The sequence below is a fragment of the Bradyrhizobium sp. KBS0727 genome (assembly GCF_005937885.2).
In the GTDB taxonomy this organism is placed as follows: Bacteria; Pseudomonadota; Alphaproteobacteria; order Rhizobiales; family Xanthobacteraceae; genus Bradyrhizobium.
Genome location: NZ_CP042176.1, coordinates 3,154,411 through 3,178,098 on the forward strand (window position 1 = coordinate 3,154,411; position 23,688 = coordinate 3,178,098).

Below are 23,688 nucleotides of genomic sequence, written 5' to 3' on the forward strand. Positions count from 1 at the left end.
CGGGAGAAGCCGATGGAGCCCGCCGAGGACACGAGCCGGCGCAGGTCGCCGCAACGCGGGCGCCGGCGGTTTCTCAAGCAGCTCGCCGCCGGCCTTGCCGTGGGTACGCAGGTGTTTCCGGCGATCGCGGAGGAGAAGGCCGATCGCCCCGCGGCAGCGGCAACCGATCAGGTCACGCTTGCCGAAACCCTTGCGCGCTATGCCGCCGGGCTGAAATACGAGGACCTGCCTGACGATGTCGTGCGCATCGCCAAACGCACGATCCTCGACACGGTTGGCTGCGCGTTCGGCGGCTACACCGCGGGGCCGAGCCGGATTGCGCAAAAGCTCGCCGGCGACGTCAGTGCGAAGCAAAGCGCGACCGTTCTGTTCAGCGGCATCCGTACCAGTCCCGATCTTGCGGTGTTCGCCAACGGCGTGATGATCCGCTACCTCGATTTCAACGACGCCTTTGTCAGCCTGACCCATGGCGCCGGGCATCCGAGCGATACGATTGCGGCTCTGCTGACGGCGGCCGAACTGAACGGACGCAGCGGACGGGATCTCGTCACCGCGACCGTGCTGGCCTATGAGGTGTTCTGCAAGGTGGCCGATGTCTTCGACTATCTCGGCAACGGCATCGACCATTCGACCATCACGGGCATTGCGGCGGTGGTCGGCGCCGGCAGCCTGATGGGGCTTTCGCCGGAACAGATGGTGCAGGCCATCGGGATCACGGTCGGCGGCAACACCGCGACGCGCCAGGGCCGCTCCGGTGCGCTGTCAAACTGGAAGGCCTTTGCGGCGGCCGATGCCTGCCGCAAGGCGATGTTTTCGGTGCAGCTAGCGCAAAACGGGATGACCGGCCCCGGCAAGGTGTTCGAGGGAAGCTACGGCTTCTTCAAGGTGATGGGCCGCAAGCCGGTTTCGCCGCCGCAGCTCGGCGAGCCGTTCGGCATCCGCCGCTGCTTCACCAAGCGCTTTCCGCTCGGCCAGTTCTCGCAAACCGTTGCCCAGGCCGCCCTCGAAGTGCGGACATTCGCCAGCAACCCGGACGATATCCAAGACGTCAACATCCACGTCTCGCGCTCCGCGATCAAGATCATGGCTGAAGGCCCCGACAAGTGGCGGCCGCAGACGCACGAGACCGCCGATCACAGCATCCCCTATGCGGCCGGGCTCATGCTGATGTACGGCAAGATCGATCCCGACTATTACGAGGATCCCTATCTGCACGACGCGCGCCTGCTCGACCTCGTCGGCCGCGTCAAATGCCTGCCGTCGGATGAAGCCGACCGGACCGAGAACGAATTCAGCCTGTGCGAACTCGAACTCGTGCTCAAATCGGGGGCGCGCAAGACCGTCCGCGTCGAATATCACCGTGGCCACTTCAAGAACCCGATGACCGATGCCGAGATGGAAGAGAAGTTCCGCCTGCTGGCACAGAAACACCTCAGCGCCGATCGCATCGACAATCTGTTGCGGCTGCTGTGGGGGATCGAGAGCCTGCCGCAGGTGGGCACCCTGATCGCGGCGACGCGGGTCTGATTGCCGCCGCCATCCCGCAGCTCGGTAGACTCCGGCCATAAACTTGCGCAATCTTCCCTGGCGGAATTTCCGCTTGCCGGGAGAGGGCGCATGAACGCATCGGCTGTTTGGGGGAAGTACCTGCTGGTGGCCTTGTTGGGGCTTCTGCCGTTCGCGGCCTCGGCCCAGGAGGCGCGGCCCGTGCATCCGCTCGATGCGCTGACGGCGACCGAACTTCGCCAGGTGCAGGAAATTCTTGTCGCCGCCGGCAAGCTCGGGCCGAAGGCGCGCGTTCACAGCGTCGATCTCGAAGAACCCGACAAGGCTGTTGTCACGGCGTGGCGGCCGGGCATGGCCTTGCCGCGGCGCGCGGTGGCCGTGGTGAGTGAGGCCGGCAATGTGCATGAAGCGGCCGTCGACCTCGCAGCCAACCGCGTCACCTCATGGCAGGCGGTCAGCGGCGAACCGGCGCTGCTGTTCGAGGAAGTCACCGGCGCGACCGGTTTGGCACTATCGGATCCGCGCATGGTGCAGGCGCTGGCGAAGCGCGGCTTCGCGCCCGATCAGGTTTTCTGTCTGCCGCTTACTGCGGGGAATTTCGGCAACAAGGAAGACCAGGGCCGCCGCCTGATCAAGGTGCCCTGTGTCGGCAAGCCGGTTGGATCCAACTACTGGGCGCGCCCGATCGAAGGCCTGTTCGCGACCATCGATCTCAAGACCAGAAAAGTGCTCGACGTCACCGATAGCGGTGCCGTGCCGGTGTCGGGTGACACCGGGGGCTACAAGGAAGCCGAGATTGCCGCGCGCGGCGCGTTGCGGCCGGAGTCAAAGCCCGCCGGCGTCGCCCAGCCCGGCGGCGACAATATCGCGATTGAGGACGGCCGCATCGTCTGGGACATGTGGCGCTTTCATCTGCGCGCCGACAAGCGGCCGGGGCCGGTGCTGTCGTTGGTCGAGGCGCGCGACGGCAGCCGCTGGCGTTCGGTCGCCTACCAGATGCATTTGTCCGAAGTGTTCGTGCCCTACATGGACGCGGACAAGGCCTGGTACTTCCGGACCTATATGGACAGCGGCGAATACGGTTTTGGCAACTCGCTGAGCCCGCTGCGCAAGGGGATCGACTGTCCGGCTTATGCACGCTTCTTCCCGGTCACCATGCCGCAGGACAATGGCGAGCCGATCCAGACGCCCGATGCGATCTGCGTGTTCGAACGCTCGATCGGCGATCCCGCCTGGCGGCATTTTGAAATCTTCGAGCAGTCGGCACAACGCCAGGTCCCGGCCGAGGGCCGTCCGGCGAGCGAACTCGTGGTGCGCTCGGCCTCCGAGGTCGGCAATTACGATTACCTGATCGACTATGTCTTTCACCAGGACGGCAGCATCCGCGTCGCCGTCGGCGCCACCGGTCTCGATGCCGTCAAGGGCGTGGCCAGCCAATCGATGAAGGACGCCACCGCCGCCGATGACACCAGGCAGGGCACGCTGATCGCGCCCGGCCTGGTGGCGCCGTTCCACAGCCACTACTTCAACTTCCGCCTCGATCTCGACGTCGACGGTGCCACCAACGATTTCATGCGCGAGCGGCTGGTGCAGAAATCACTGCCCAAAGGCTCGCCGCGACGCTCGATGTATGCGGTCGCGCATGAGATGCCGGCGCGGGAGCAGGAAGCCCGTACCCGCATCGAGTCCGCTTCACCGGCGCTCTATCATTTCGCCAACAACAATGTGGAGAGTGCGCTCGGTCATCACCCCGGCTACATGCTGATGCCGGAAGGCAGCTACGTGCACCCGCTGCTCGCGGCCGACGACCCGCCGGTGAAGCGCAACGACTATCTGCACTACCAGCTTTCGGTGACGCCTTATTCGCCGGCCGAGCGTTACGCCGGCGGACGCTATGCCATGATGAGCGACGGCAAGGATACGTTAGGAACCTGGACCGCGCGCAACCGGCCGATTTCAAACCGCGACATCGTCGCCTGGTACACGGTCGGCTTTCACCACATCACGCGGATGGAGGACTGGCCGGTGATGCCGACCCACTGGTTCGGCTTCACCTTGATGCCGCACAATTTCTTCGCATCAAATCCGGCGATGACGATCCGGGACGTGAAATAGGGCGCGCGCGGAGCCCTATAATCAACCGATAAGGCCCTGGCTGCGTTGATGGGTGCAGGTAACCAGGAATCCCGCCGTCTTGCTGCATTGCCATTGCGGGCTCAATCCTGAATCGGAAAACGGCTTTGGACGCATCAGCCCAGCAAGGCCGGCCAGAACGATCGCGGCGGCGGCGACGATCGTGAATATCTTCCGTGACCACTGAAGTCGGATCATTGTCTCGTCCTCCATGCTCAGCGCGGGAAGACTAGGACGGTAAAGTCTTTCGATATGTGAGATACCTCACGTTTGCGCGCGAAAGTTCAGCCCCTTTCCCAGAGCTGACGCACCAGCATTCCGGCGCGCTTCTCGACGGCGGCTGCCGCATCGAGCGCGAGATCCTCTCGATAGCGCCCCGCGATCAACTGCACGCCGATCGGCTTGCCCGCATGCAGCGCGACTGGCACCACGGCAGAGGGCAGGCCGAGCACGTTGATAGCGGAAATGAAGCGCAGATCGTTCCAGAACACCTCGCGCGCGCGTTCCGGGCTGATCGCATCCTCGCGCGGGCCCGGCGTCGGCTTCACCGTCGTCGGCGCAAGCACGACCGGGTATTCCTCGAAGAACAACTGCCAGGCGCGGATATGACCGTTGCGGGCCGCTGTCGCACGCATCCAGCCGGGCAGGTCGAGCGTGTTGGCCATCGCCTTGATGCCGTTCCAGGCGATGTGGAAATCTTCCGAGGCCACCTTGAGCATCGCGGCTTCCTGCAACGTCACGGTTTCGTTGGCGATGATGTCGCACCAGGTGTGCCAGACGCCGTTGATATCGGGGACCTCAACCTCGCTGACCCGGTAGCCGGCGCGCTCGAGATGGTCGGCGGCCGTTCTCAGCGCAGCACGTACCGAAGGATCGACATCCATGTCGGCGGGCAGTTTTGCCAGCGCGACCTTGATCGGTCCTTTCGGTTTCGGGCCGGCCAAGGGCGCCGGCACCCACCACGGGTCGCGCGGATCGCGCGCGCTCATGACTTCGAGTGCGAGCCTTACGTCGCCGACGCTGCGTGCCAGCGGCCCCTGCGCCGACATCAGATGCGCGAGCATCGGCCGTTCGGCCGCGGCACTCTCGTTATAGGCGGGGATACGGCCCTGGGTCGGCTTGATGGTCGCGATCCCGTTGCAATGCGCCGGCCAGCGCAGGGAGCCGCCGATGTCGTTGCCGTGCGCGATGGTTCCGATCCCGGCCGCTACCGCAGCGCCGGCGCCGCCGGACGAGCCGCCGCAGGTGATTTCGGGATCCCACGGGTTCAGCGTCAGTCCGTGCAGCGGGTTGTCGGTGAAGCCGCGGAACGAAAATTCGGGCGTATTGGTCAGGCCGATGACGACAGCACCGGCTTTTTTGAGATTGTGCACCACCGGCGCGTCGGAGGGCGCGATGATGCTCATTTGCGCCGGCACGCCGTTGGGGTTGGGTCGCCCCTCATAGTCGACGTTTTCCTTGATGGTAACAGGTACGCCGTGCAGCAGGCCGGGGTTCCGCCTCGCTGCCGCACTGTCGGCGGCTTTCGCCGCCGTGAGCGCTTCTTCGGACAAATCGACGACAACGGCGTTGAGTTGTGGATTGACCGCGCGCATCCGCGCGAGATGCGCCTCGACGACCTCGACCGAGGAAACCGCGCCGGAGCGGATCGCCGCGGCCGTCTCCACGGCGGACCATTGCCAGACCGGCCCCTTGGGCGGGCGCGGCTTGGCGGAGGGGCGCGGCGCGGTTTTCTTCGTGGCTTTCCAGGACGCCGTTTTCTTCGCGACGCTCTTTGTTTTCTTCTTCACGGTCTTCTTCACGGTCTTCTTGGCCACGTCGCGCCTCCCATATCTGGTGGCGAACGTTAAGGGCGTCCGGGCCGCATGTCGAGGCACGCGGCGGCGCGGCGAGCCGCCCGTCTTCAGGTGAGCGGGACAAAATCGTGTTCGCCCATTCCTTGCAAGACCAGAAATACGGCTGAGATGTCACCGGCATTAGCGACGAGGTGAGGGCGTCCCGGACGAACAGAATAGGTCATGCCGACCGTCAGGCACACCTCTTCTTCCGGCTCGCGCGCCAACAGACGTATCGTTCCGTTTATGACGTAGAACGTGTCCTGCACTTGCGTGTGATAATGCCAGGGTATCGTTTGGGTCGGACCGATCTGCATCTCGGCGATGCGGAAACCGGGCCGAGCGGCGTGATAGGCGCGACTTTCAACCTCATACGTCCGGCCTTCGGGTTTTGGCGGCTGCACGTGAACTCTCTCCAATTCTGCGCCACATTTGGCGGTCGACTTCATTCCGGCTTGATATTGGCCAGCTGGATCACCTTGCCCCACTTCACGGTTTCGTCGGCAATAAGCTTGCCGAAATCGGCGGGCGAGCCGCCAAGCGTGGTGCCATCCAGGTGGGCAAGCCGCGCCTTGAAATCGGGATCGACGAGTGCGGCGTTGATCTCCTTGTTGAGCTTGTTGATGATCTCGGTGGGCGTGTTCCTGGGCGCTCCGAGACCAAAGACCGAGCTCGCCTCATATCCGGGGACGGACTCGGCTATCGTCGGGATGTCCGGCAGCGCGTCTGACCGCGTCGCCGTAGTTATCGCGAGCGCGCGCAGCTTGCCGGCCCCGATATACCCGATCAAGATGGCGAGGTTGGTAAAGAGGACCTGCACCTGACCACCAAGCAGATCGGTGAGCGCGGGCGCCACGCCGCGATAGGGCACATGCTGTATATCGAGGCCGGCCTCTTGCTTGAATAGCTCGGCGGTGATGTGGGTGATCCCGCCGACGCCGCCTGACCCGTAGAACAGCTTGCCCGGATGCGCCTTGGCATAGTCGATGAACTCGGGAAGCGTCTTGGCCGGTACCGAGGGATGGACCACCATGACGAGGGCGCCGCGGATCAACCCGGCCACGGGCGCAATGTCCCGAATGAAATCGAACTGGAGCTTTTCGTACAGCGTGGTGTTGATCGCGTTTGGCGTGCCGACGAGGAGCAGCGTATTTCCATCCGGAACTGCGCGCACGACCGCCTCGGTCGCGATATTGCTGCCGGCGCCGGGCCGGTTTTCGATGACGAATGGCTGGCCGAGCCGCTCCGACAACCACTGTCCGATCAGACGCGCAAGGATGTCATTCGGGCCGCCAGCGGCAAAGCCGACAATGATACGCACCGGCCTCGAGGGATAAGGATACGCCCAAGCGACCGATGAGAGCGCAGGGAGCGCAGCAGCACCCGCAGCAAGGTGGAGAAGTTGGCGTCGGGAATGTGTCACCAGCCTGCGCCTCCCGTGCCGCCTGTGCGGCCGCTCCTGAAGTGTCAACATAGTTGATGCCGCCATACCTGCATAAGGCTATTGTCTGATGAGATCATCTCAAACCGGAAATGGGTGGCCCATGCTGATGAGCGATCGCATCGGAAGCCGGATGAAGCTGCAGGATCTGCACGTGCTCATGACGGTGGCGCAGGCGGGCAGCATGGGCAAGGCGGCGCGAATCCTGAACACCACCCAGCCGAACGTTTCGAGAGCGATCGGTGATCTTGAGCATGCGCTCGGCGTCCGGCTGCTCGATCGCCACCGGCAAGGAGTTGAACCGACCGAGTGCGGTCGCGCCCTGCTGAGTTGCGGGGTGGCCGTCTTCGATGATCTCCGGCAGGGCGTGAAGCGCATCGAATTTCTGGCCGATCCTACCGCCGGGGAAGTGCGGATTGGCACCACCCAGTTTTTGGCGGCAAGCTTCGTTTCCGCCCTGATAGATCGGCTCTCGCGGCGCCATCCGCGGATCGCATTCCATCTCGTTACCGGCTATGTAGAGCCACTGCATCGAGAACTGACCGAACGCAGAGTTGATCTGCTGATCGTGCGAAGCCCGGGCCCCAATACCGACGAACGGCTGGACTTCGAATTTCTCTTTGAAGATCGCTACGTCGTCGTGGCCGGCGCGAAGAACCCGTGGGCTCGACGGCGCAAGATACAGATTTCCGAGCTGGCGGGTGAGTGTTGGGTGCTGCCACCTGCTGAAAGCGTGATCGGATCAATCATAATGAAAACCTTTCGCGCCAGCGGGCTCGACTATCCTCGCGCCACCGTGGTGACCGATTCCCCTCATATGCGCGTTAGTCTGTTGGAGACAGGGCGCTTCATCACCTTCTTTCCGGCGTCAGCGCTGAGATTTCTCAGCAGCGGCCCGGCACTCAAGATTCTGGCCGTGGAATTGCCGGTAGCCCGTCGGCCAAACGGAATTGTGACTCTTAGGGATCGCGCACTCAGCCCGGTCGCGCAGCTCCTGATCAATAGCGCCCGTGAGCTCGCAAAGCCGATGGCGAAACAAAAATGATGGACCGCAGGTCCGCTTGTGGTCCTTCCGCGACCTGCGACGACGTCTGCTAGTGCGCCGCGACTGGCGGCTGGAAACCGGAAGCAATCGGCAGTCGTTCAAAACGGCGCTTATGATCCAAGTCGGACATCGCGAGGCAGGCAGGGATTGAACGACAATGGCTTGATACCGGGCCGACACGATCTGCTTGAGGCGCGCTTTGCATCTGGCGATTATCAACGGTTTCCAGAGATGGCGCACGAACGAAGCGTGCTACCAGGAAACGCAAATCCCAAGGCTGGCTCGCCCAAGCCGCTTGTGCATCAGCCCTGCCAAGCCCATGATGGCTACGACTACCATCGCGGATATGCCGGGGCTGCAACCAAGCTGAAGCAGTCCATAACATTAGCCGTCGGCCATTTTAGCGCATAGTAAATCTATTGGGGAGGACCACATGTGGAAATTGATTGTTGCGCTCGTGGGCGCGATGGCTGGGCTGACAAGTACCGCCGTCGCACAAGAAACCAAGTATCTGGCCGCTCGCGTTGAATTTCATCCTATCAATTCCCTCACGATCTCGGATCAACAATTCCTGACGGGCGACGAGAACGGCAAAGCAACCCAGTTCGTCGGGCAACTCCGAATTGCGCAAGGAAGCGGTCGATTGCCTGTAGTCATATTGCTGCATGGCTGTGGGGGAATAGGCTCGAACATAGAATTTTGGTCGAGGGAGCTGAATGCGTCAGGCATTTCAACTTTCGCCATTGATGGGTTTACAGGACGCGGCATCACCACCACATGCACAAACCAGGCGCAGCTAGGACGATTGAATTCTGTGCTCGATGTCTATCGCTCGCTTGAAATTCTCGGCAAGCATCCTCGTGTCGATCCCACTCGCATCGCTGTCATGGGCTTTTCGCGTGGGGGCCAAGGAACTCTCTATGCGAGCGAACTGCGCTTTCATAAATTGTGGAACAAGTCCGGAGTCGATCTTGCAGCCTACATCCCCTTCTATCCAGATTGCTCGACGACATATGCAAATGATGCCGACATAGCCAGTCGCCCGGTTCGCATCTTCCACGGCACGCCGGATGACTACAATCCAGTCGCGAGCTGCAAGTTGTTCGTCGAAAGACTCAAGGCGGCCGGCAAAGATATCGTTCTTGCAGAATACCCAAATGCAAACCACGCGTTTGATGTTCCTCTGATAGCTGGATCGTCCGTCGTTGCGAAAGACAACCAAACAGTCCGGAATTGCAAACTTCGTGAGGAGTCAGCAGGAGTTATCGTTAATGCGTCCAGCAATGAGGTATTCACATACAACGACGCATGCGTGGAGTTGAACCCGCACATCGGATATGATCCTCAAGCAACGGCTGCCGCCAAACAAGCGGTGATAGAGTTTCTGAAGACGCTCTTCGGGCTCAGCTAGAGTGCACATCGGCTAGACTAGCCGTTGCGTTCGCTAGTTTTCATGTGGCCGAGTTGTGTTAGCAGCGCTCGGCCTCAATTTGCCGCCGAATCTTCTTGCAAGGGCCGACAAAGTGATCGAGTGAGACGATGTCTGCCTGTGGCAGATTTTGTTGCAAAAGTCGAAAATCGAATGACCGCAAAAATCTCGCAAGAGCTGATCTTTGGACTTCTCTGCTGCTGCGTCGTTCTTCAGCGCCACTACTGAGACCCGTGATCGATCCTGGATGAAACGATATGGTCCCTCACGCCGCCGCGGGTAAAACGCCTCAGTGGCTCTAAGAATTTTTGTTCGCCACCCCAAAAAGACTTTTGCAACAATATCAGGGGCAAAGCGGACGTAATAGGCGTCGACCAAGTTTGCCAACGTATCTCGGATCAATCCACCTTGGCGCCCGAGAACTTTACAACCTTGGCCCACTTTTCGGTGTCTTCGGCCATGTACCTCCCGAACTCGGCGGGCGTGCCAGGAGACGCGGTAACGGCGAGGTCGGCGTACCGCGCCTTGATGCCGGGGCTTGCCAGCCCTGCATTGATTGCCTCATTCAGCTTTTCGATGATCTCGGTCGGCGTGCCCTTGGGGGCACCGATCCCGCCCCACGTGGTAACCTCGTAACCGGATATGAAATCACCCACGGTTGGCACGTCCGGTAGCGCATCCGAGCGCGTCGCGGAGGTCACCGCCAGCGGATGCAATTTGCCGGCTCTGACGTATCCGAGTAATCCGACTATGGTGCCGAACATGATCTGGACCTGGCCGCCAATCAGATCGGTGAGGGCAGGAGCCTCTCCGCGATAGGGCACATGGATCAACTCCACCCCGGTCATCATCTTGAACAGTTCGCCGGCCACGTGCTGAGGAGTCCCATTGCCAGCCGATGCCATGCTGATCTTGTTCGGATTTGCTTTGGCATAGCTAATAAACTCGGGAACGGTCTTGGCCGGAAACGACGGATTGACCGCCATGACAAGCCGTCCACGCGACATGCCTGCGACCGGTGCAATGTCGCGCAGGAAATCAAAGTTGAGATTGTTGTAGAGCGTTGCGTTGATTGCGTTCGGTGAACTGGCAAAAAGAAGCGTATAGCCGTCCGCGGGGGCACGCACGACCACTTCAGTACCCAGGTTGGTTCCTGCACCGGCCCGGTTCTCAATAATGAACGGTTGGCCGAGACGCTCCGACAACCATTGCCCGATGAGACGAGCATGGACATCGTTCGGGCCGCCGGGCGGAGCGCCGACTATCAACCGGACCGGCCGAGTTGGATAAGCTTGCGCGCGTGCGATACGCGGAACGGCCGAGAACCCAATAGCGCTGACCGCCAAACCAAGAACTTGACGACGCGGAAGTGTCATCACGGCCCTCTCCGAATGCTACGATGAAGCGGCTTGTGCGTCCCCGACGGACGAGCAAATGCAACAATATTGGTCGTTTTTGCGTGCGGATCGTGCCTGCCGGCGGCATCAAGGCTGCCAATTAATAGAAACGAGAAGTTCGGCACATTCTCGTTTTGAGGGCAGTTCTCTCGAAAAGTTCTATAATATGAAGATTATCAAGAGAGAGGAATATAGACCGAATTCGGTGTTGATCGCAAATTTCACCGGAAGTGGCTGGCCGACGGTCAAAGCGACGCGATCGACCCAACCGGGACATCGACCCCGTCAGCTAAGTCCGACATTGTAAAAACGGCTCGGGGTAGTCAATTTCTTCCGCAGAATGGCGGCACGCTGCGTGCTAGGCTCCTTACAATCGCCCGCGACTTTTAGACTGGCAGCTTCCATCGTCAGGGGTTGAACATGCCAATCACGTTATATGACCTCGCTGGGGTTGATCCGGCGCTACGCTTTTCGCCACGTTGTTGGCGCACAAAGTTCGCCCTTGCTCATAAGGGACTAGATGCAGAGACAGTCCCCTGGCGTTTCCGCGAAGCGGCAAATTTGCCGCAACCGAACCAAGGCCGCGTCCCGGTGATTTGTGACGGCGAACAGGTCGTTCATGACAGTTGGACTATCGCTGAATATTTAGAAGACGCCTACCCCGATCTTCCCAGCCTGTTTGCGGGTTCCGGAGGTCGCGCTCACGCGCGTTTTGTCAATGAGTGGACGGAGGCGGTTCTTCTACCGAGTATCCTGCCCATGATTGTGGTCGATCTTTTTCAGTCGGTCGATTCTGAAGACCAGCCCTATTTTCGTGCGAACCGAGAGGCGCGCCTTGGTAAGACCCTTGAGGCTGCGCAAGCTGACAGGGAGTTACGTCTTCCCTCATTCAACGTCATGCTTTCCCCGCTCCGCGCAACGCTATCCAATCAACTTTGGCTAGGCGGGGCTAAGCCAAGCTATGCCGACCACGTTGTCGCCGCCGCTTTGATGTGGCCGAGTTGTGTTAGTCGCTTTAGCTTACTCCCGGCGGACGGCCCCATATTTGATTGGTGGCAGCGGGTTCAGTTTCTGTACGACAGTTTAGCTGGCAATGCGGTGCGATCCCGATCCGCCTAGCCCGAAATTGGCATTTTCGGACTTGACCGGACGGACTGACGATGTCCGTTCGTGTGGGGCAAAGCGGACTTCCCGATTGCCCGCCCGGACTTCTGATTTTGGGCGGGCAAGCGGACATCAGGCGTGGCGGACCCAAGCGCCGCGATTCCACCCTCACTTCATCCCCATGCAACTCGCATAGAACGTCGTCGTCGCCGGCCAGTCGGAGAACATGGCGCGGACGCCGACCTGTTTGGCGAGCACGTCGAGCACCGTCAACGTATCACCGTCGCGGTCAATCGCCGACCTGACCGACGAGTGATAGAAGCCGCCGCCCTTGTTAAGCGGGCCGTCGCGCTCCAGCGACCAGCCGATCAGGTCGAGGCCGGCGGCCTTCGCGGCCTTGGCATATTCGGACGGAACGATCTCGCCGTTGGCGTCGAGCGCCAGCATGGCGTAGATCGGCGGCCCCAGGATCTTGACGCCTTGCGCCTTCAGTTCCGTCATCGAGGGCTTCCAGGTCTCAGGCCTGGCGGGATCGAGGCCGCGCTTCTCGTAGCGATGCTCGAGATACACCGCTTGCGCCGCGAATTCGGGTGCGGTCTTCACCCAGAACAGGATGTCGGCCAGGCTGAAACTCTGGGCAAACACGTCGCTCGCCGGAATGCCTGATGTCTTGTAGGCCTGCAGCATCTGCGTCGCGTACTTCTCCTGGGTGTAGTCGCCGTCGAACGGCATCGGCACCTCGGCCGCCTTCAGTTCGGGTGTAAATTTGGCGCCGAGGCTCTTGATCAGCGCGATGCTCTCGTCATGGGTCATCAGCGTGCCGGAGTTGGCGTAGAGATCGGTGCGCCAGCGCGGCGTGCCGTTCTGGTATTCCTCTGGCGTTTTGGCGTCCGGGTTGAAGCCGTCCATCTTCGCCGTCAGCGACTTGAATTCGGCGAGCGTGATGTCGCTGGTGCAGCACTTCGCCGAGGCCTTCTTGCCCGTCGCCGGATCGGCCGGGCTGAAACCTTGCGAGCATTTTGCTGACAGCGCGGGGACGGAGAGAATGTTGGTCGTGGTGTGCAGGTCGCATTGCGAATGCCGGCAGACCAGCTGGCGATCTTTCGTAAACGTCACGTCGCATTCAATCACCCCGGCGCCCATGCGGGCCGCGGCCAGGTAGCTCTCCCGGCTGTGCTCGGGGAATTGCAGCGCCGCGCCGCGATGGCCGACGGAGAAACCGGTCCGGTGAAACGGCCCGGTGCACTGGCTGAGTTTCTGCTTCAGCGGCCCGTCCTTCATCTTGTCGACGAGATAAAACGGCCGCGGCCCGATCTGCGCCTCGCGCGGCAGCGCGATCGTCTGTGCCGTCGTGGGAAGCATCGCGCTCAGGAGCCAGAACGCGGACAACAGAACGGAGCGAGGGCGGATCGGCATGGGTGGAACCTCCGGTGACGCATGGCGTGCGGCCACTATATCATGGAGCATGTGACGGTCGCGTGGTGGCCGGCAAGGCCGACGTGCCATCCGAGAAACGATCCTAGAGGAAACGGTGCATAGGTCGCGCGCCACAAACCTGAACGCGCAATTCAGCGAACATTCATTTCGCTGCGTCGAAACTCTCCTTCTCACATCACCCGATTGCAGAGGAGGAGATTGTCATGGAACGCCGGCACTTTCTGAAACTCGCCATTGGATTCACGGCTGGAGCGGTGGCGCTCGCGGCCAGCGCGCAAGCAGCACCCTTGACGCCGCATCCGCTGACCGAAGGCGGACAACTTCCCGCCAATCCGGATGCCCATCCCGCCGTCACCTCAGCCGATGAAGTCGATCGCTTGCAGCCGGAGGAAGTACGTTGGGGCCGGCACTGGGGCCACCGCCGTCATTGGGGTTGGCGCCGTCGCCACTGGGGTTGGCGTCGCAGGCACTGGGGCTGGCGCCGAAGGCACTGGGGCTGGCATCGCCGCCGCTGGCACCGTCGCTGGCGCCGTCGTTACTGGTAACGCGCGTCCACAACACGCAACGCACAAAAAAGCCCCGCGCGAGCGGGGCTTTTCGTAGGTGACGCGGACGGGCTCAGATCGGACGGCAGCGTCCATAGGCCCAGACGAAACCAAAGGGGCAGACGCGGCCGACGGGCCGTACCACCACGACCGGGGCGGGCCGCCCGACGACGACCACACCGCCGCGATTGGGTTGGCATCCGCCATAGGGACCGCGATGCCAGCCGGGGCCGCATCCGCCCGCGGCATTCGCGGCGCTGAAGCCGGCGAACGAGCTGGCGACCAAAACTGCTGCGAAAAGGTACTTCATGTTTTCTCCCGTTTTTGACCGCGGCGCGGCACTGATCGAAACCTAGTAATGGAACCCTGAATGGAAAATGAATGTTGGCGATTCCAATTCGCCCGGCAACGAGCGAATTGTCACTGCGCAACGGATACGCGTTTGCGTCACGAAAAAGCGTTAAAATAACCGGACGAGGCCGACGGTTGTATTCTGAAAACGCTTATTCCGCGCTTGCCCCGAACAGCGCCGCGAATCGCTTTTCGCCGGTGCGGGTGAAATTGACCACGCGGCTGCCGGGCGCGGGATCGCGCGCGGCCCAGTTCAGTTCGGTGAAGCGGTTCATGACGGCGGCGCCGAGCGTGCCGGCGAGGTGATGACGGCGCTCGCTCCAGTCGAGGCAGGCCTTGCACACCGGACGGCGCGGGTGGGCCAGCATGTCGGCGTCGATCTGCAGCGCCTTCGCCATGAAGCGCTTGCCTTCGCCGGTGAGTTCGATCGCCTGCTTGCTCTGCCGCACCAGTTTCTGCTTTCGCATGCTGTCGAGCATCTGCACGCCGAGGTCGCCGGCGAGGTGGTCGTAGCAGATCCGCGCGCGGCGCAGCGCCGGCTCCGTCGGCCCGGTGCGGACGCGGGTGTGGCCGGCGCGCTCGGCGAGGCCCGCCAGCCCTTCCAGCACGCTGGCGACATCGGGGCCGGTGAGGCGGTAGTAGCGGTGACGCCCCTGTTTCTCCGGCTCGATCAGGCCGCCGGCCTCGAGCTTGGCGAGATGCGAACTCGCGGTCTGCGGCGTGATGCCGGCCTGATGCGCCAGCTCGCTCGCCGTCAGCGCGCGGCCGGTCATCAGCGCGGTCAGCATGTTGGAGCGCGCGGGGTCGCCGACCAGCGAGGCGACCATGGCGATATCGGGACCTGCTTTCATAGTTCGATGTTAGCCGAAGCATCGACGACGATCAAGCGGGTATGTTGGTGTCGAGTTCGTCATTGCGAGGAGCGCAGCGACGAAGCAATCCTTACTTGCTTCGCGGCAGCATGGATTGCTTCCGCCTTCGCTCGTTGAGCTACGGCGGACAGGTCGCTGCGCTCGCAATGACGGCGAACAGGCACAGGAGCTACCCAATGGCCGTCACCGTTTTCATCCGTTACCAGATCGATCCGTTCAAGCGGGCGATGTTCGAACAGTATTCGAAGAGCTGGCTCAGCATTATCCCGAAATGCGGCGGCGATCTCCAGGGCTACTGGATGCCGCATGAAGGCACCAACAACATCGCGTTTGCGCTGATCTCGTTCGACAGTCTGGCTGCCTATGAGAGTTACCGGGCGCGGCTGCGCGCCGACAAGGAAGGCATGGCGAATTTCAATTTCGCCGAGGAAAACAAATTCATTCTCGCCGAAGAGCGGACATTTTTGCGGCAGGTGACGGCCTGAGGCCTGGCGCTGGCGTTTAACGCTGCGCGCCGCTATCCTCACAGACGAACAAGACAGGGAGAGAAACCATGCCGGTCACGACAGCGGACAAGCGCGCCGCGTTCCGCAAGCTGCACGAAAGCGGATGCTTCATCATCCCGAACCCGTTCGATGTCGGCAGCGCCCGCGCGCTGCAGCATCTCGGTTTCAAGGCGCTGGCGTCGACCAGCGCCGGCTTTGCCTGGACCATTGCGAAAGCCGACAACCGCGTCACCGTTGACGAGGTCTGCGATCATCTCACCGCGCTGTGCGCCGCGGTCGACCTTCCCGTCAACGCCGATTTCGAGGGCGGCTTTGCCCACGAGCCCGACAAAGTCGGCGTCAATGTCATCGGCGGCGTCAAGACCGGCGTCGCGGGATTGTCGATCGAGGATTCCACCGGCGATGCCGTCAAGCCGCTGTATGATTTTGCGCTGGCCGTCGAGCGCATCAAGGCGGCGCGCGAGGCAATCGACGCCGACAAAAGCAATGTGATGCTGACCGGCCGCTGCGAGGCCTATCTGGTCGGAAAGCCGGACCTTGGCTTCGTGATCGAACGGCTCAACGCCTATTCCGAGGCCGGCGCCGATTGCCTTTATGCGCCGGGCATCAAGACCAGGGAAGACATCGCCGCGATCGTGAAGGCTGTCGCGCCAAAACCGGTCAATTTGCTGATCGGCGCGTCCGGCCTGTCGCTGAAGGAAGCCGGCGATCTCGGCGTTCGCCGCATCAGCGTCGGCGGTTCGCTGGCGCGCTCGGCCTGGGGCGGCTTCATGAAGGCGGCACGCGAGATGGCGGACAAGGGCACGTTCACGGAGCTCGCCAACGGCTATCCCGGCGGCGAACTCAACAAGATGTTCTCCGGCCAGTGATGCGGTTGCGCAAACGGGTTCTCGCCAGCCTCTGTCTGGTGATGCTGTCGGCTCCGGCCGCACAGGCCGAGCGCGCGCGGGAAATCGTGACCCATGATGACGTGCGCATCGATGTCATTGCCGAGGGCAGCGGTCTGCTGGTGGTGCTGTTGCCCGGGCGCGGCCGTGACTCCTTCGATTTCGACGACCTCGCCGCCGGAATCGCGAAAGCTGGCTTTCGCGTGTTGCGGCCGCAGCCACGCGGGGCGGGCGACAGCCATGGTCCGATGCGGAATCTCACACTGCACGATTTCGCGGGCGATATCGCCGCCGTGATCCGGCACGAAGGCAATGCGCCTGCGGTCATCGTCGGGCACGCCTTCGGCAATTGGGTCGGACGCATGACGGCGACCGACTATCCCGAATTGGTGCGCGGGGTGGTGATCGTCGCCGCGGCCGCAAAAGCCTATCCGGCCGGATTTGCCGGCGCCAAGGAATTGTCCGACGCGGTCAGGAAGGCCGGCGACCTGTCGCGACCCGAAGCCGAGCGGCTGGAGGCGCTGCGCATGGCGTTCTTTGCACCGGGCCATGACGCACGTGTGTGGTTGACGGGCTGGCATCCCGAAGTCGACGAATCGCAGTTCGCGGCCGGCCGCGCCACCACACAGTCGGAGTGGTGGCCCGCCGGCAAGGCGCCGCTGCTCGACGTGCAGGCCGAACTCGATCCGTTCAAGCCACGCCGCATGATGAACGAGATCAGGGAAGAGTTTGGCGAGCGCGCGGAGATCGTGGTGATCCCGAATGCCAGTCACGCGCTGATACCGGAGCAACCGGCCGCTGTCACCGATGCGATCGTAACGTGGATCGGCAAACTGCCGAAGCCCTGAGTGGAAAGCGCCGCGCCACATAAAAAAACGCAGCGGGCAGGTGCCCGCTGCGCTATCCGTCGGCGCCCCGGCCGTTACTTGGCCGAAGGCGTGCTATCGGCCGGGGGAGAGGCCGTCTTGTTCATGTCCGGATTGGCCGGAACGGGCGTCGACGGACGGGACGGCGCCGCACCGGTGGTCATGCCGGATTCGCTGTTGGCCTTCGGCGTCACGTCACGCATGCCCGGAGGCGCGGTGGATGGTGCCGGCTTCGTCTGCGCGGTCTTGGTGGTTTCCGAAGTACCGGCGTTGTTCACGCTGGTATTGTTCAAGCCATAGAACACCGCGCCCAGCACCACCGCGATCGCAATCGCGAATGCCGCGACCTTGCCGCCGCTGGCGCGGCCGTCGGTGAGTTCCAGATCGGGCGGCAACTCGTTGTCGAGACTGTTCAGGCGGGCCTGACGGCGGAATTCGTCGTCGCTCAGGCCGGCGCGGTAGGGATCGTTCAGGTTGGGTTGGTATGCCATGAAGATGTCCTCCGTTAGCGTCCCAAAGCTAAGCGCGAGGACAATGGCTGGCGCGCGCGGATGTTCCGCGCCTATCTTGCAACCCGTTGATAATGGAACCGGTGATTCCCGGGTTCCAGTCCCGTCTCCATGAGGTTGTCATGTGGAACCTGCCGCCCAGCGATACCGTTCTGCATCTGCTGTCCTATGTGGCCTTGACCGCGCAGGCGATGACGGCCGCGCTGGCGGCGGGGCGACGCAGCATGGACTGGGCCGGCGTCTGCATGCTGGGCTGCATTACGGCGCTCGGCGGCGGCACCATTCGCGACGTGCTGCTTGGCCACTATCCGCTGGTCTGGGTGCAAAACCCGTCCTACCTCGCGCTGACGGCGATCGCCGCGTTCGTGACCATCCTGGTCGCCCGCATCGTGCACCGGTTGAACCTTGCGTTTCTGGTGCTGGATGCGATCGGGCTTGTCGTGTTCACGATGGCCGGCTGCGATGTCGCCTGGCAGGTCAACGCATCGCTGCCGATTGTGATCGTGGCGGGCATGATCACCGGCTGCGCCGGCGGTGTGCTGCGCGACATCCTCTGCAACGACGTGCCGCTGCTGTTTCGCTCGGAGCTCTACGCCAGTGTCTCGGTTGTCACCGGACTGTTCTACGCCACCGCCTTCGGATTCAAGCTGAATGACGAACTCTGGACAGCGCTGACCTTCGCGTTTGGCCTGACGCTGCGGCTATTGGCAATCCGCTACAAATGGGAAATGCCGAAATTCGTCTTTGGCGGCGACCAGCGCTGAGCGCCACGCTATCTGGTCTTGCGCGCCTTCGCGACCTGCTCCGCCGTCACCGCCGGCGCGGCGTTGCCCCAGGCGTTGCGGATATAGGTGGTGACGTCGGCGATCTCCTGATCGGTCATCTTGGCGGCATAGGCCGGCATCGATCCCTTGTTGGGCGCGCGCGGCGTGGTCACGGTCTGGGCGCCGTCGAGAATGACACGCAGCGCGCTCGCGGCGTCGGATGATTGCAGGTTGGCGTTGTCGGGCAGCGGCGGATAGATTCGCGGCGCGCCCGAGCCATCGGCCTCGTGGCAGGCGATGCAGGCACCCTTGTAAAGTTTCTCGCCGTTGGCCATCGCGGCCGGCGGCGGCGCGCTCACCGCGGGCTCCGGCACGCCGGCCGGCAAATCCTTCAGATAGACGGCAATCGATCGGACGTCGGCGTCGCTCATTTTCGAGGTCGAATTGACCACGACCTCCGACATCAGTTCGCCGGCATGGCTGCGGCCGTTGCGTCCGCTCTGCAGATATTCGGCGATGTCGTCGACGCTCCAGGATTTCAGCCCGCTGCGCTCGGCGGCATCGAGCCGCGGCGCGAACATGCCTTGCACAACCCCGCCGCCAAAAGCCTGCCCGCGTTTGTCGGCCCCAAATATGTTCTTCGGAGTGTGGCAGGCGCCGCAATGGCCGGCGCCTTCGACCAGGTAGCGGCCGCGATTCCATTCAGCGCTCTTCTGCTGATCGGGCATCACGATGCCGGGCTTGAAGAACAGCCAGTTCCAGCCGCGCATCAGGACGCGATAATTCAGCGGCCAGCGCAGTTCCGGCGGCGGTGGGGAGTTCTTCACCGGCGTCAGCGTCGCCAGATAGGCCCGGATCGCACCGATGTCCTGGCGGGTGAGCCTGGTAAAATTCGGATAGGGGAAGGCCGGGTAATAGCGCGAGCCATCGGGCGCCACGCCGAAGCGGAGCGCGCGATAGAAGTCGTCGTCACTCCATCCACCGAGGCCAGTATCGCGGTCCGGCGTCAGGTTGGGCGAATAAATGCCGCCGAACGGCGTGTCGATCCGTTTTCCCCCCGCAAACGGTTTGGCGGCGTCAGCGGTATGGCAGCTCGCGCAGTCGCCGGCATCGGTCAGCGCCTTGCCGCGCGCGACCTGTTCGGCGGCGATGTCGGCCTGGGCGTTCGCGAAGCATTCGCCGGACGCGAACGCACTGCACAACAGAAGCCCCAAAACAGACTTCAGGAGAATCGCGCGCATTTTCCGATGTCGTGCCTGCACCAATGGACCTCTTCGGGCGTTATAGCGGGAAAGCGAGCGGGGCGGGGACGCCACGCCATTTCGCGCCGGGGCTCCCGAACGACACAAACCGAAAATGGACACCATTATTCCCGGCACGAAATTGCGATCTTTGAAAGCGGGGCCTTGTTGCCCAGATTTGTAGTGCAGGACGCGGAAAATCCGACATAGACTGGTTCTAACGAATTCAGATGACTAGCTAAAAAAGTGGTCGTCGCGATCAAGACTTGTCGTCGTGATCAAGATTTAGAGGGTGGCAAAGAGGGCAAAATGGGAATCAACCAGGGTCCGATCAGTCTCGATCAAAAGTACACCCAAGGCTCCGGCCACGTCTTCCTGACCGGCATTCAGGCGCTGGTCCGCCTGCCGATGGCGCAAATCCGGCGCGACCGTGCCGCGGGGCTGAACACGGCAGGCTTTATCTCCGGGTACCGCGGTTCGCCGCTCGGCGGCTACGACCAGCAGCTTTTCGCCGCCCGCAAGCATCTCGAACAGTACAACATCAAGTTCCAGCCCGGCGTGAACGAAGACCTCGCGGCAACCGCGGTCTGGGGCTCGCAGCAGCTCAACCTCTCGCCCGGCGCCAAGTATGATGGCGTGGTCGGCATCTGGTACGGCAAGGGCCCCGGCGTCGACCGCTGCGGCGACGTCTTTCGCCACGGCAATACGGCAGGTTCGGCAAAAAACGGCGGCGTGTTGGTTCTGGCCGGCGACGACCACGGCGCCAAATCCTCCACGGTGCCGCATCAGTCCGACCACGCCTTCATGTCGGCGCTGATGCCCTATCTCTACCCCTCCAGCATTCATGAAATGATCGAGATGGGCCTCTTGGGTATCGCGATGTCGCGCTACTCCGGCTGCTGGGTCGGCATGAAGGTGATCACCGAGACGGTGGAAACCACCGCCGAGATCGACCTGACCGACGAGATGACGCCCTTCGTCATTCCGACCGATTTCGAAATGCCGCTGGGCGGCCTCAACCTGCGCTGGCCCGACGACCGCTTTGAACAGGACCGCCGCCTGCAGGACTACAAGGGCTTTGCCGCGATCGCCTTTGCCCGCGCCAACAAGGTCAACCGCATCACCATGGATTCGCCGAATGCCCGTTACGGCATCATGGCGTCAGGCAAGAGCTATGAGGACATCCGCCAGGCGCTGCGCGAACTCGGCGTCACGCCGGAGGTCGCCGCCAAGATCGGTCTGCGGCTTTACAAGATCGGCATGCCCTGGCCGCTGGAGCCGCAGGGTGTACGTGAATTCGCCGTCGGGCTTGAAGAGATCTTCATCATCGAAGAACGCCGCGAGATCGTCGAAAATCAGGTCAAGCAGGAGCTGTTCAACTGGCGCGACGACGTTCGTCCGCGCATCATCGGCAAGATGGACGATCACGACAAGCGCTTCCTGCCCTTTGCGGCAGAGTTGAGCGTGGCGTCGCTGGCGAGCTCGCTCACGGAGCGCCTGCTTCGACTGAATCTCAACCCCGAAATCGCGGCGATGCTGCGCGCCAAGGCCGACTGGTTCAACGGCCGGGAGGCCACGCAAATGCAGGCGGTGGCGCCGATTACGCGCACGCCGTATTTCTGCTCGGGCTGCCCGCACAACACCTCGACAAAAGTGCCTGAAGGCAGCCGCGCCTTCGCCGGCATCGGTTGCCACTTCATGGCGCTGTGGATGGACCGCTCGACCGAGACCTTCACCCATATGGGCGGCGAGGGCGTACCGTGGGTCGGCGTAGCGCCGTTCACCAAGGAAGAGCATGTGTTCGCCAACCTCGGCGACGGCACCTACTTCCACTCCGGCAGCCTCGCGATCCGTCAGGCGGTCTCGTCGGGCGCCAACATCACCTACAAAATCCTCTACAACGACGCCACCGCGATGACCGGCGGCCAGCATGTCGACGGCGAATTGTCGCCGCAGCAGGTCACCTTCCAGCTTCACTCCGAAGGCATCCGCGAAATCTATCTGGTCTCGGAAACTCCTGACGCCTATCCGGCTTCCGATATCGCGCCGGGCGTCAAGGTCGCGCATCGCGACGAACTCGACACCGTCCAGAAGACGCTGCGCAAGGTCAAGGGCGCGTCCGCGATCGTGTTCGTGCAGACCTGCGCCGCCGAAAAGCGCCGCCGCCGCAAGCGCGGCCTGCTGGAAGATCCGGCGCGGCGCGTCATGATCAATCCGGCGGTGTGCGAAGGCTGCGGCGATTGCTCGGTGCAATCGAACTGCATCTCGGTCGAACCGCTGGAAACCGAGATGGGCCGCAAGCGCACCATCAACCAGTCGACCTGCAACAAGGACTATTCCTGCGTAAAGGGTTTTTGCCCGTCCTTCGTCACCATCGACGGCGGCAAGATGCGCCGCCGCGTGCCGGCCGGGCTCGGGGATATCGGTGAATTGCCGGAGCCGGCCTCCCGACCGACCCTGGAGCGGCCCTACAACGTTGCTGTCGGCGGCGTCGGCGGCACCGGCGTGCTGACGATCGGCGCGCTGCTCGGCATGGCCGCCCATATCGAAGGCAAGGCCAGCATGATCCTCGATATGTCTGGCCTCGCCCAGAAAGGCGGCGCGGTGCTGAGTCACGTCCGCCTCTCCGAACATACCGCCGACGTCACCTGTTCGCGCATCGTCACCGGTACCGCTGATCTGGTGCTGGCCGCCGATGAAGTGGTGGCGGTCGCCAAGGAAACCATCACGCTCTGCGAATCCAGCCGCACCACCGGGATCATCAACACCCATTTGATTCCGATCGCGGACTTCATCCTCAATCGCGATTTCAACTTCCAGGCTCGCAACGTCAACAACGTCCTCGAGACCGCGTTGCGCAAGGATTCGTCCTTCTTCGATTTCACCAAGCCCGCTGAAGTGCTGCTCGGCGACTCCATCGCCACCAACATGATGATGATGGGGTTTGCCTATCAGAAGGGGCTGCTGCCGCTGTCGGCAAAGGCGATCGAGCAGGCGATTGAAGTCAACGGCGTGGCGATCAAGATGAACACGCAGGCGTTCCAGCTCGGCCGTCTCGCCGCGCACGATCCGGCGCGACTCGTCGCCATGATGAAAGACCAGGACGAGACCGTTGCGCCAAAGACGCTGGACGCGATGTCGCTCGACGAGATCATCGCGCACCGCAGCGCGCTCTTGACCGAGTATCAGGACGCGAAACTCGCCGACCGCTACCGCAACGCGGTGACGCAGGTGCGCAATGCCGCCTCAAACGGCGGCTTCGGCGACGAACTGCCGAGGGCGGTCGCGATCAACTACGCCAAACTGCTCGCCTACAAGGACGAGTACGAAGTGGCGCGGCTGTTCACCGACGGCCGGTTCGAAAAGCAGCTCCGCGACCAGTTCGAAGGCGACTTCAAGCTCTCCTTCAATCTCGCGGCGCCGATGCTTGCCGGCAAACCCGACGCGCAGGGGCGGCCGGGCAAGCGCGCCTTCGGCGCTTCCTGGATGATGCCGCTGTTCAAGATACTCGCGAAGCTGAAGGTGCTGCGCGGCACGCCGTTCGACGTGTTCGCCTACAGCCCCGACCGCAGGCTGGAGCGCGACCTGATCGCAGGCTACGAGAAGGATGTCGCGACCGTGCTGGGCCTGCTGTCGCCGGTCAATCTGGACACCGCCATCGAACTGCTGTCGCTGCCGGATCGCATCCGCGGCTATGGCCCGGTGAAGGAGAAGGCGGTGCAGGAGGCGAAAGTGCGCTACGCGCAACTGGCCGCCGACCTCGTCAACCCGCCGCCGGCGCCGCGCCAGATCGCAGCGGAGTAGGGCGGCTGACCCTCAT

Annotated in this window: 22 protein-coding genes; 12 read left to right on the forward strand and 10 right to left on the reverse strand. The window is 62.6% G+C overall.

Annotated features, from left to right (window positions below):
• Positions 1-12: 12 nt before the first annotated feature.
• Both FFI89_RS14375 and FFI89_RS14380 read left to right on the forward strand, forming a co-directional pair.
• The gene (locus FFI89_RS14375) at positions 13-1,527 is read left to right on the forward strand and encodes an MmgE/PrpD family protein (protein WP_138837564.1); all 1,515 of its coding nucleotides are present in this window, start codon (positions 13-15) and stop codon (positions 1,525-1,527) included.
• Between the two features lie 90 nt (positions 1,528-1,617).
• Complete coding sequence (locus FFI89_RS14380; protein WP_138837566.1) at positions 1,618-3,621, forward strand: tyramine oxidase; 2,004 nt, start codon at positions 1,618-1,620, stop codon at positions 3,619-3,621.
• A gap of 21 nt (positions 3,622-3,642) precedes the next feature.
• Here FFI89_RS14380 and FFI89_RS14385 read toward each other — a convergent pair whose 3' ends face one another.
• The 4 genes from FFI89_RS14385 to FFI89_RS14400 all read right to left on the reverse strand — a co-directional run bounded on the left by FFI89_RS14385 (position 3,643) and on the right by FFI89_RS14400 (position 6,948).
• Entirely contained in the window at positions 3,643-3,837 is a 195-nt protein-coding gene (locus tag FFI89_RS14385) for a hypothetical protein (protein WP_138837568.1), read from the reverse strand.
• Positions 3,838-3,923: 86 nt separating this feature from the next.
• Positions 3,924-5,456, reverse strand: a complete 1,533-nt coding sequence (locus FFI89_RS14390) for an amidase family protein (RefSeq protein WP_138837570.1) — start codon at positions 5,454-5,456, stop codon at positions 3,924-3,926.
• An 86-nt stretch (positions 5,457-5,542) separates the two neighbouring features.
• Entirely contained in the window at positions 5,543-5,923 is a 381-nt protein-coding gene (locus FFI89_RS14395; protein WP_138837572.1) for a cupin domain-containing protein, read from the reverse strand.
• On the reverse strand, positions 5,920-6,948 hold the full coding sequence (locus tag FFI89_RS14400; RefSeq protein ID WP_138837574.1) for a tripartite tricarboxylate transporter substrate binding protein: 1,029 nt from the start codon (positions 6,946-6,948) through the stop codon (positions 5,920-5,922). The genes FFI89_RS14395 and FFI89_RS14400 overlap by 4 nt, the downstream gene beginning before the upstream one ends.
• 70 nt (positions 6,949-7,018) lie before the next feature.
• Between FFI89_RS14400 and FFI89_RS14405 the strand changes: the two genes are divergently transcribed.
• From FFI89_RS14405 to FFI89_RS14415, 3 genes are all read left to right on the forward strand, one after another.
• On the forward strand, positions 7,019-7,960 hold the full coding sequence (locus FFI89_RS14405; protein WP_168212889.1) for a LysR family transcriptional regulator: 942 nt from the start codon (positions 7,019-7,021) through the stop codon (positions 7,958-7,960).
• A gap of 147 nt (positions 7,961-8,107) precedes the next feature.
• On the forward strand, positions 8,108-8,371 hold the full coding sequence (locus tag FFI89_RS14410) for a hypothetical protein (protein WP_138837577.1): 264 nt from the start codon (positions 8,108-8,110) through the stop codon (positions 8,369-8,371).
• A gap of 22 nt (positions 8,372-8,393) precedes the next feature.
• Entirely contained in the window at positions 8,394-9,371 is a 978-nt protein-coding gene (locus tag FFI89_RS14415; RefSeq protein ID WP_138837579.1) for a dienelactone hydrolase family protein, read from the forward strand.
• 416 nt (positions 9,372-9,787) lie between these two features.
• On the opposite strand, the gene FFI89_RS14420 is transcribed toward FFI89_RS14415, so the two are convergent.
• Positions 9,788-10,765 carry a tripartite tricarboxylate transporter substrate binding protein gene (locus tag FFI89_RS14420; RefSeq protein WP_138839269.1) on the reverse strand — a complete coding sequence of 326 codons (978 nt, stop codon included), beginning with the start codon at positions 10,763-10,765 and terminating at the stop codon, positions 9,788-9,790.
• A gap of 441 nt (positions 10,766-11,206) precedes the next feature.
• Between FFI89_RS14420 and FFI89_RS14425 the strand changes: the two genes are divergently transcribed.
• Positions 11,207-11,905, forward strand: coding sequence for a glutathione S-transferase family protein (locus FFI89_RS14425; RefSeq protein WP_138837581.1), 699 nt, complete (start codon positions 11,207-11,209; stop codon positions 11,903-11,905).
• Between the two features lie 153 nt (positions 11,906-12,058).
• Here the strand turns inward: FFI89_RS14425 and FFI89_RS14430 are convergent, their stop codons facing one another.
• Entirely contained in the window at positions 12,059-13,252 is a 1,194-nt protein-coding gene (locus FFI89_RS14430) for a glycerophosphodiester phosphodiesterase family protein (RefSeq protein WP_168213157.1), read from the reverse strand.
• A 278-nt stretch (positions 13,253-13,530) separates the two neighbouring features.
• Here FFI89_RS14430 and FFI89_RS14435 point away from each other — a divergent pair, with 278 nt between their 5' ends.
• Positions 13,531-13,872 carry a twin-arginine translocation signal domain-containing protein gene (locus FFI89_RS14435; protein WP_138837585.1) on the forward strand — a complete coding sequence of 114 codons (342 nt, stop codon included), beginning with the start codon at positions 13,531-13,533 and terminating at the stop codon, positions 13,870-13,872.
• Between the two features lie 73 nt (positions 13,873-13,945).
• On the opposite strand, the gene FFI89_RS14440 is transcribed toward FFI89_RS14435, so the two are convergent.
• Together FFI89_RS14440 and FFI89_RS14445 are read right to left on the reverse strand one after the other, a co-directional pair.
• A complete protein-coding gene (locus FFI89_RS14440) occupies positions 13,946-14,182 on the reverse strand; it encodes a GCG_CRPN prefix-to-repeats domain-containing protein (protein ID WP_138837587.1) in 237 nt (78 codons plus the stop codon).
• 193 nt (positions 14,183-14,375) lie between these two features.
• Positions 14,376-15,074: a metalloregulator ArsR/SmtB family transcription factor gene (locus FFI89_RS14445; RefSeq protein WP_138837589.1), complete on the reverse strand. Its 699-nt coding sequence runs from the start codon at positions 15,072-15,074 to the stop codon at positions 14,376-14,378.
• Between the two features lie 197 nt (positions 15,075-15,271).
• Between FFI89_RS14445 and FFI89_RS14450 the strand changes: the two genes are divergently transcribed.
• From FFI89_RS14450 to FFI89_RS14460, 3 genes are all read left to right on the forward strand, one after another.
• Positions 15,272-15,580 carry an NIPSNAP family protein gene (locus FFI89_RS14450; protein ID WP_138837591.1) on the forward strand — a complete coding sequence of 103 codons (309 nt, stop codon included), beginning with the start codon at positions 15,272-15,274 and terminating at the stop codon, positions 15,578-15,580.
• A 68-nt stretch (positions 15,581-15,648) separates the two neighbouring features.
• On the forward strand, positions 15,649-16,470 hold the full coding sequence (locus tag FFI89_RS14455) for an oxaloacetate decarboxylase (protein WP_138837593.1): 822 nt from the start codon (positions 15,649-15,651) through the stop codon (positions 16,468-16,470).
• A gap of 5 nt (positions 16,471-16,475) precedes the next feature.
• Positions 16,476-17,336, forward strand: coding sequence for an alpha/beta fold hydrolase (locus FFI89_RS14460; protein WP_246669461.1), 861 nt, complete (start codon positions 16,476-16,478; stop codon positions 17,334-17,336).
• A gap of 74 nt (positions 17,337-17,410) precedes the next feature.
• Here the strand turns inward: FFI89_RS14460 and FFI89_RS14465 are convergent, their stop codons facing one another.
• Complete coding sequence (locus FFI89_RS14465; protein ID WP_138837595.1) at positions 17,411-17,845, reverse strand: hypothetical protein; 435 nt, start codon at positions 17,843-17,845, stop codon at positions 17,411-17,413.
• A gap of 140 nt (positions 17,846-17,985) precedes the next feature.
• Between FFI89_RS14465 and FFI89_RS14470 the strand changes: the two genes are divergently transcribed.
• Positions 17,986-18,627, forward strand: a complete 642-nt coding sequence (locus FFI89_RS14470; RefSeq protein WP_138837597.1) for a trimeric intracellular cation channel family protein — start codon at positions 17,986-17,988, stop codon at positions 18,625-18,627.
• An 8-nt stretch (positions 18,628-18,635) separates the two neighbouring features.
• Here FFI89_RS14470 and FFI89_RS14475 read toward each other — a convergent pair whose 3' ends face one another.
• Positions 18,636-19,868: a cytochrome c gene (locus FFI89_RS14475; RefSeq protein WP_138837599.1), complete on the reverse strand. Its 1,233-nt coding sequence runs from the start codon at positions 19,866-19,868 to the stop codon at positions 18,636-18,638.
• A 309-nt stretch (positions 19,869-20,177) separates the two neighbouring features.
• Between FFI89_RS14475 and FFI89_RS14480 the strand changes: the two genes are divergently transcribed.
• Positions 20,178-23,672: an indolepyruvate ferredoxin oxidoreductase family protein gene (locus FFI89_RS14480; protein ID WP_138837601.1), complete on the forward strand. Its 3,495-nt coding sequence runs from the start codon at positions 20,178-20,180 to the stop codon at positions 23,670-23,672.
• Positions 23,673-23,688: the final 16 nt, after the last annotated feature.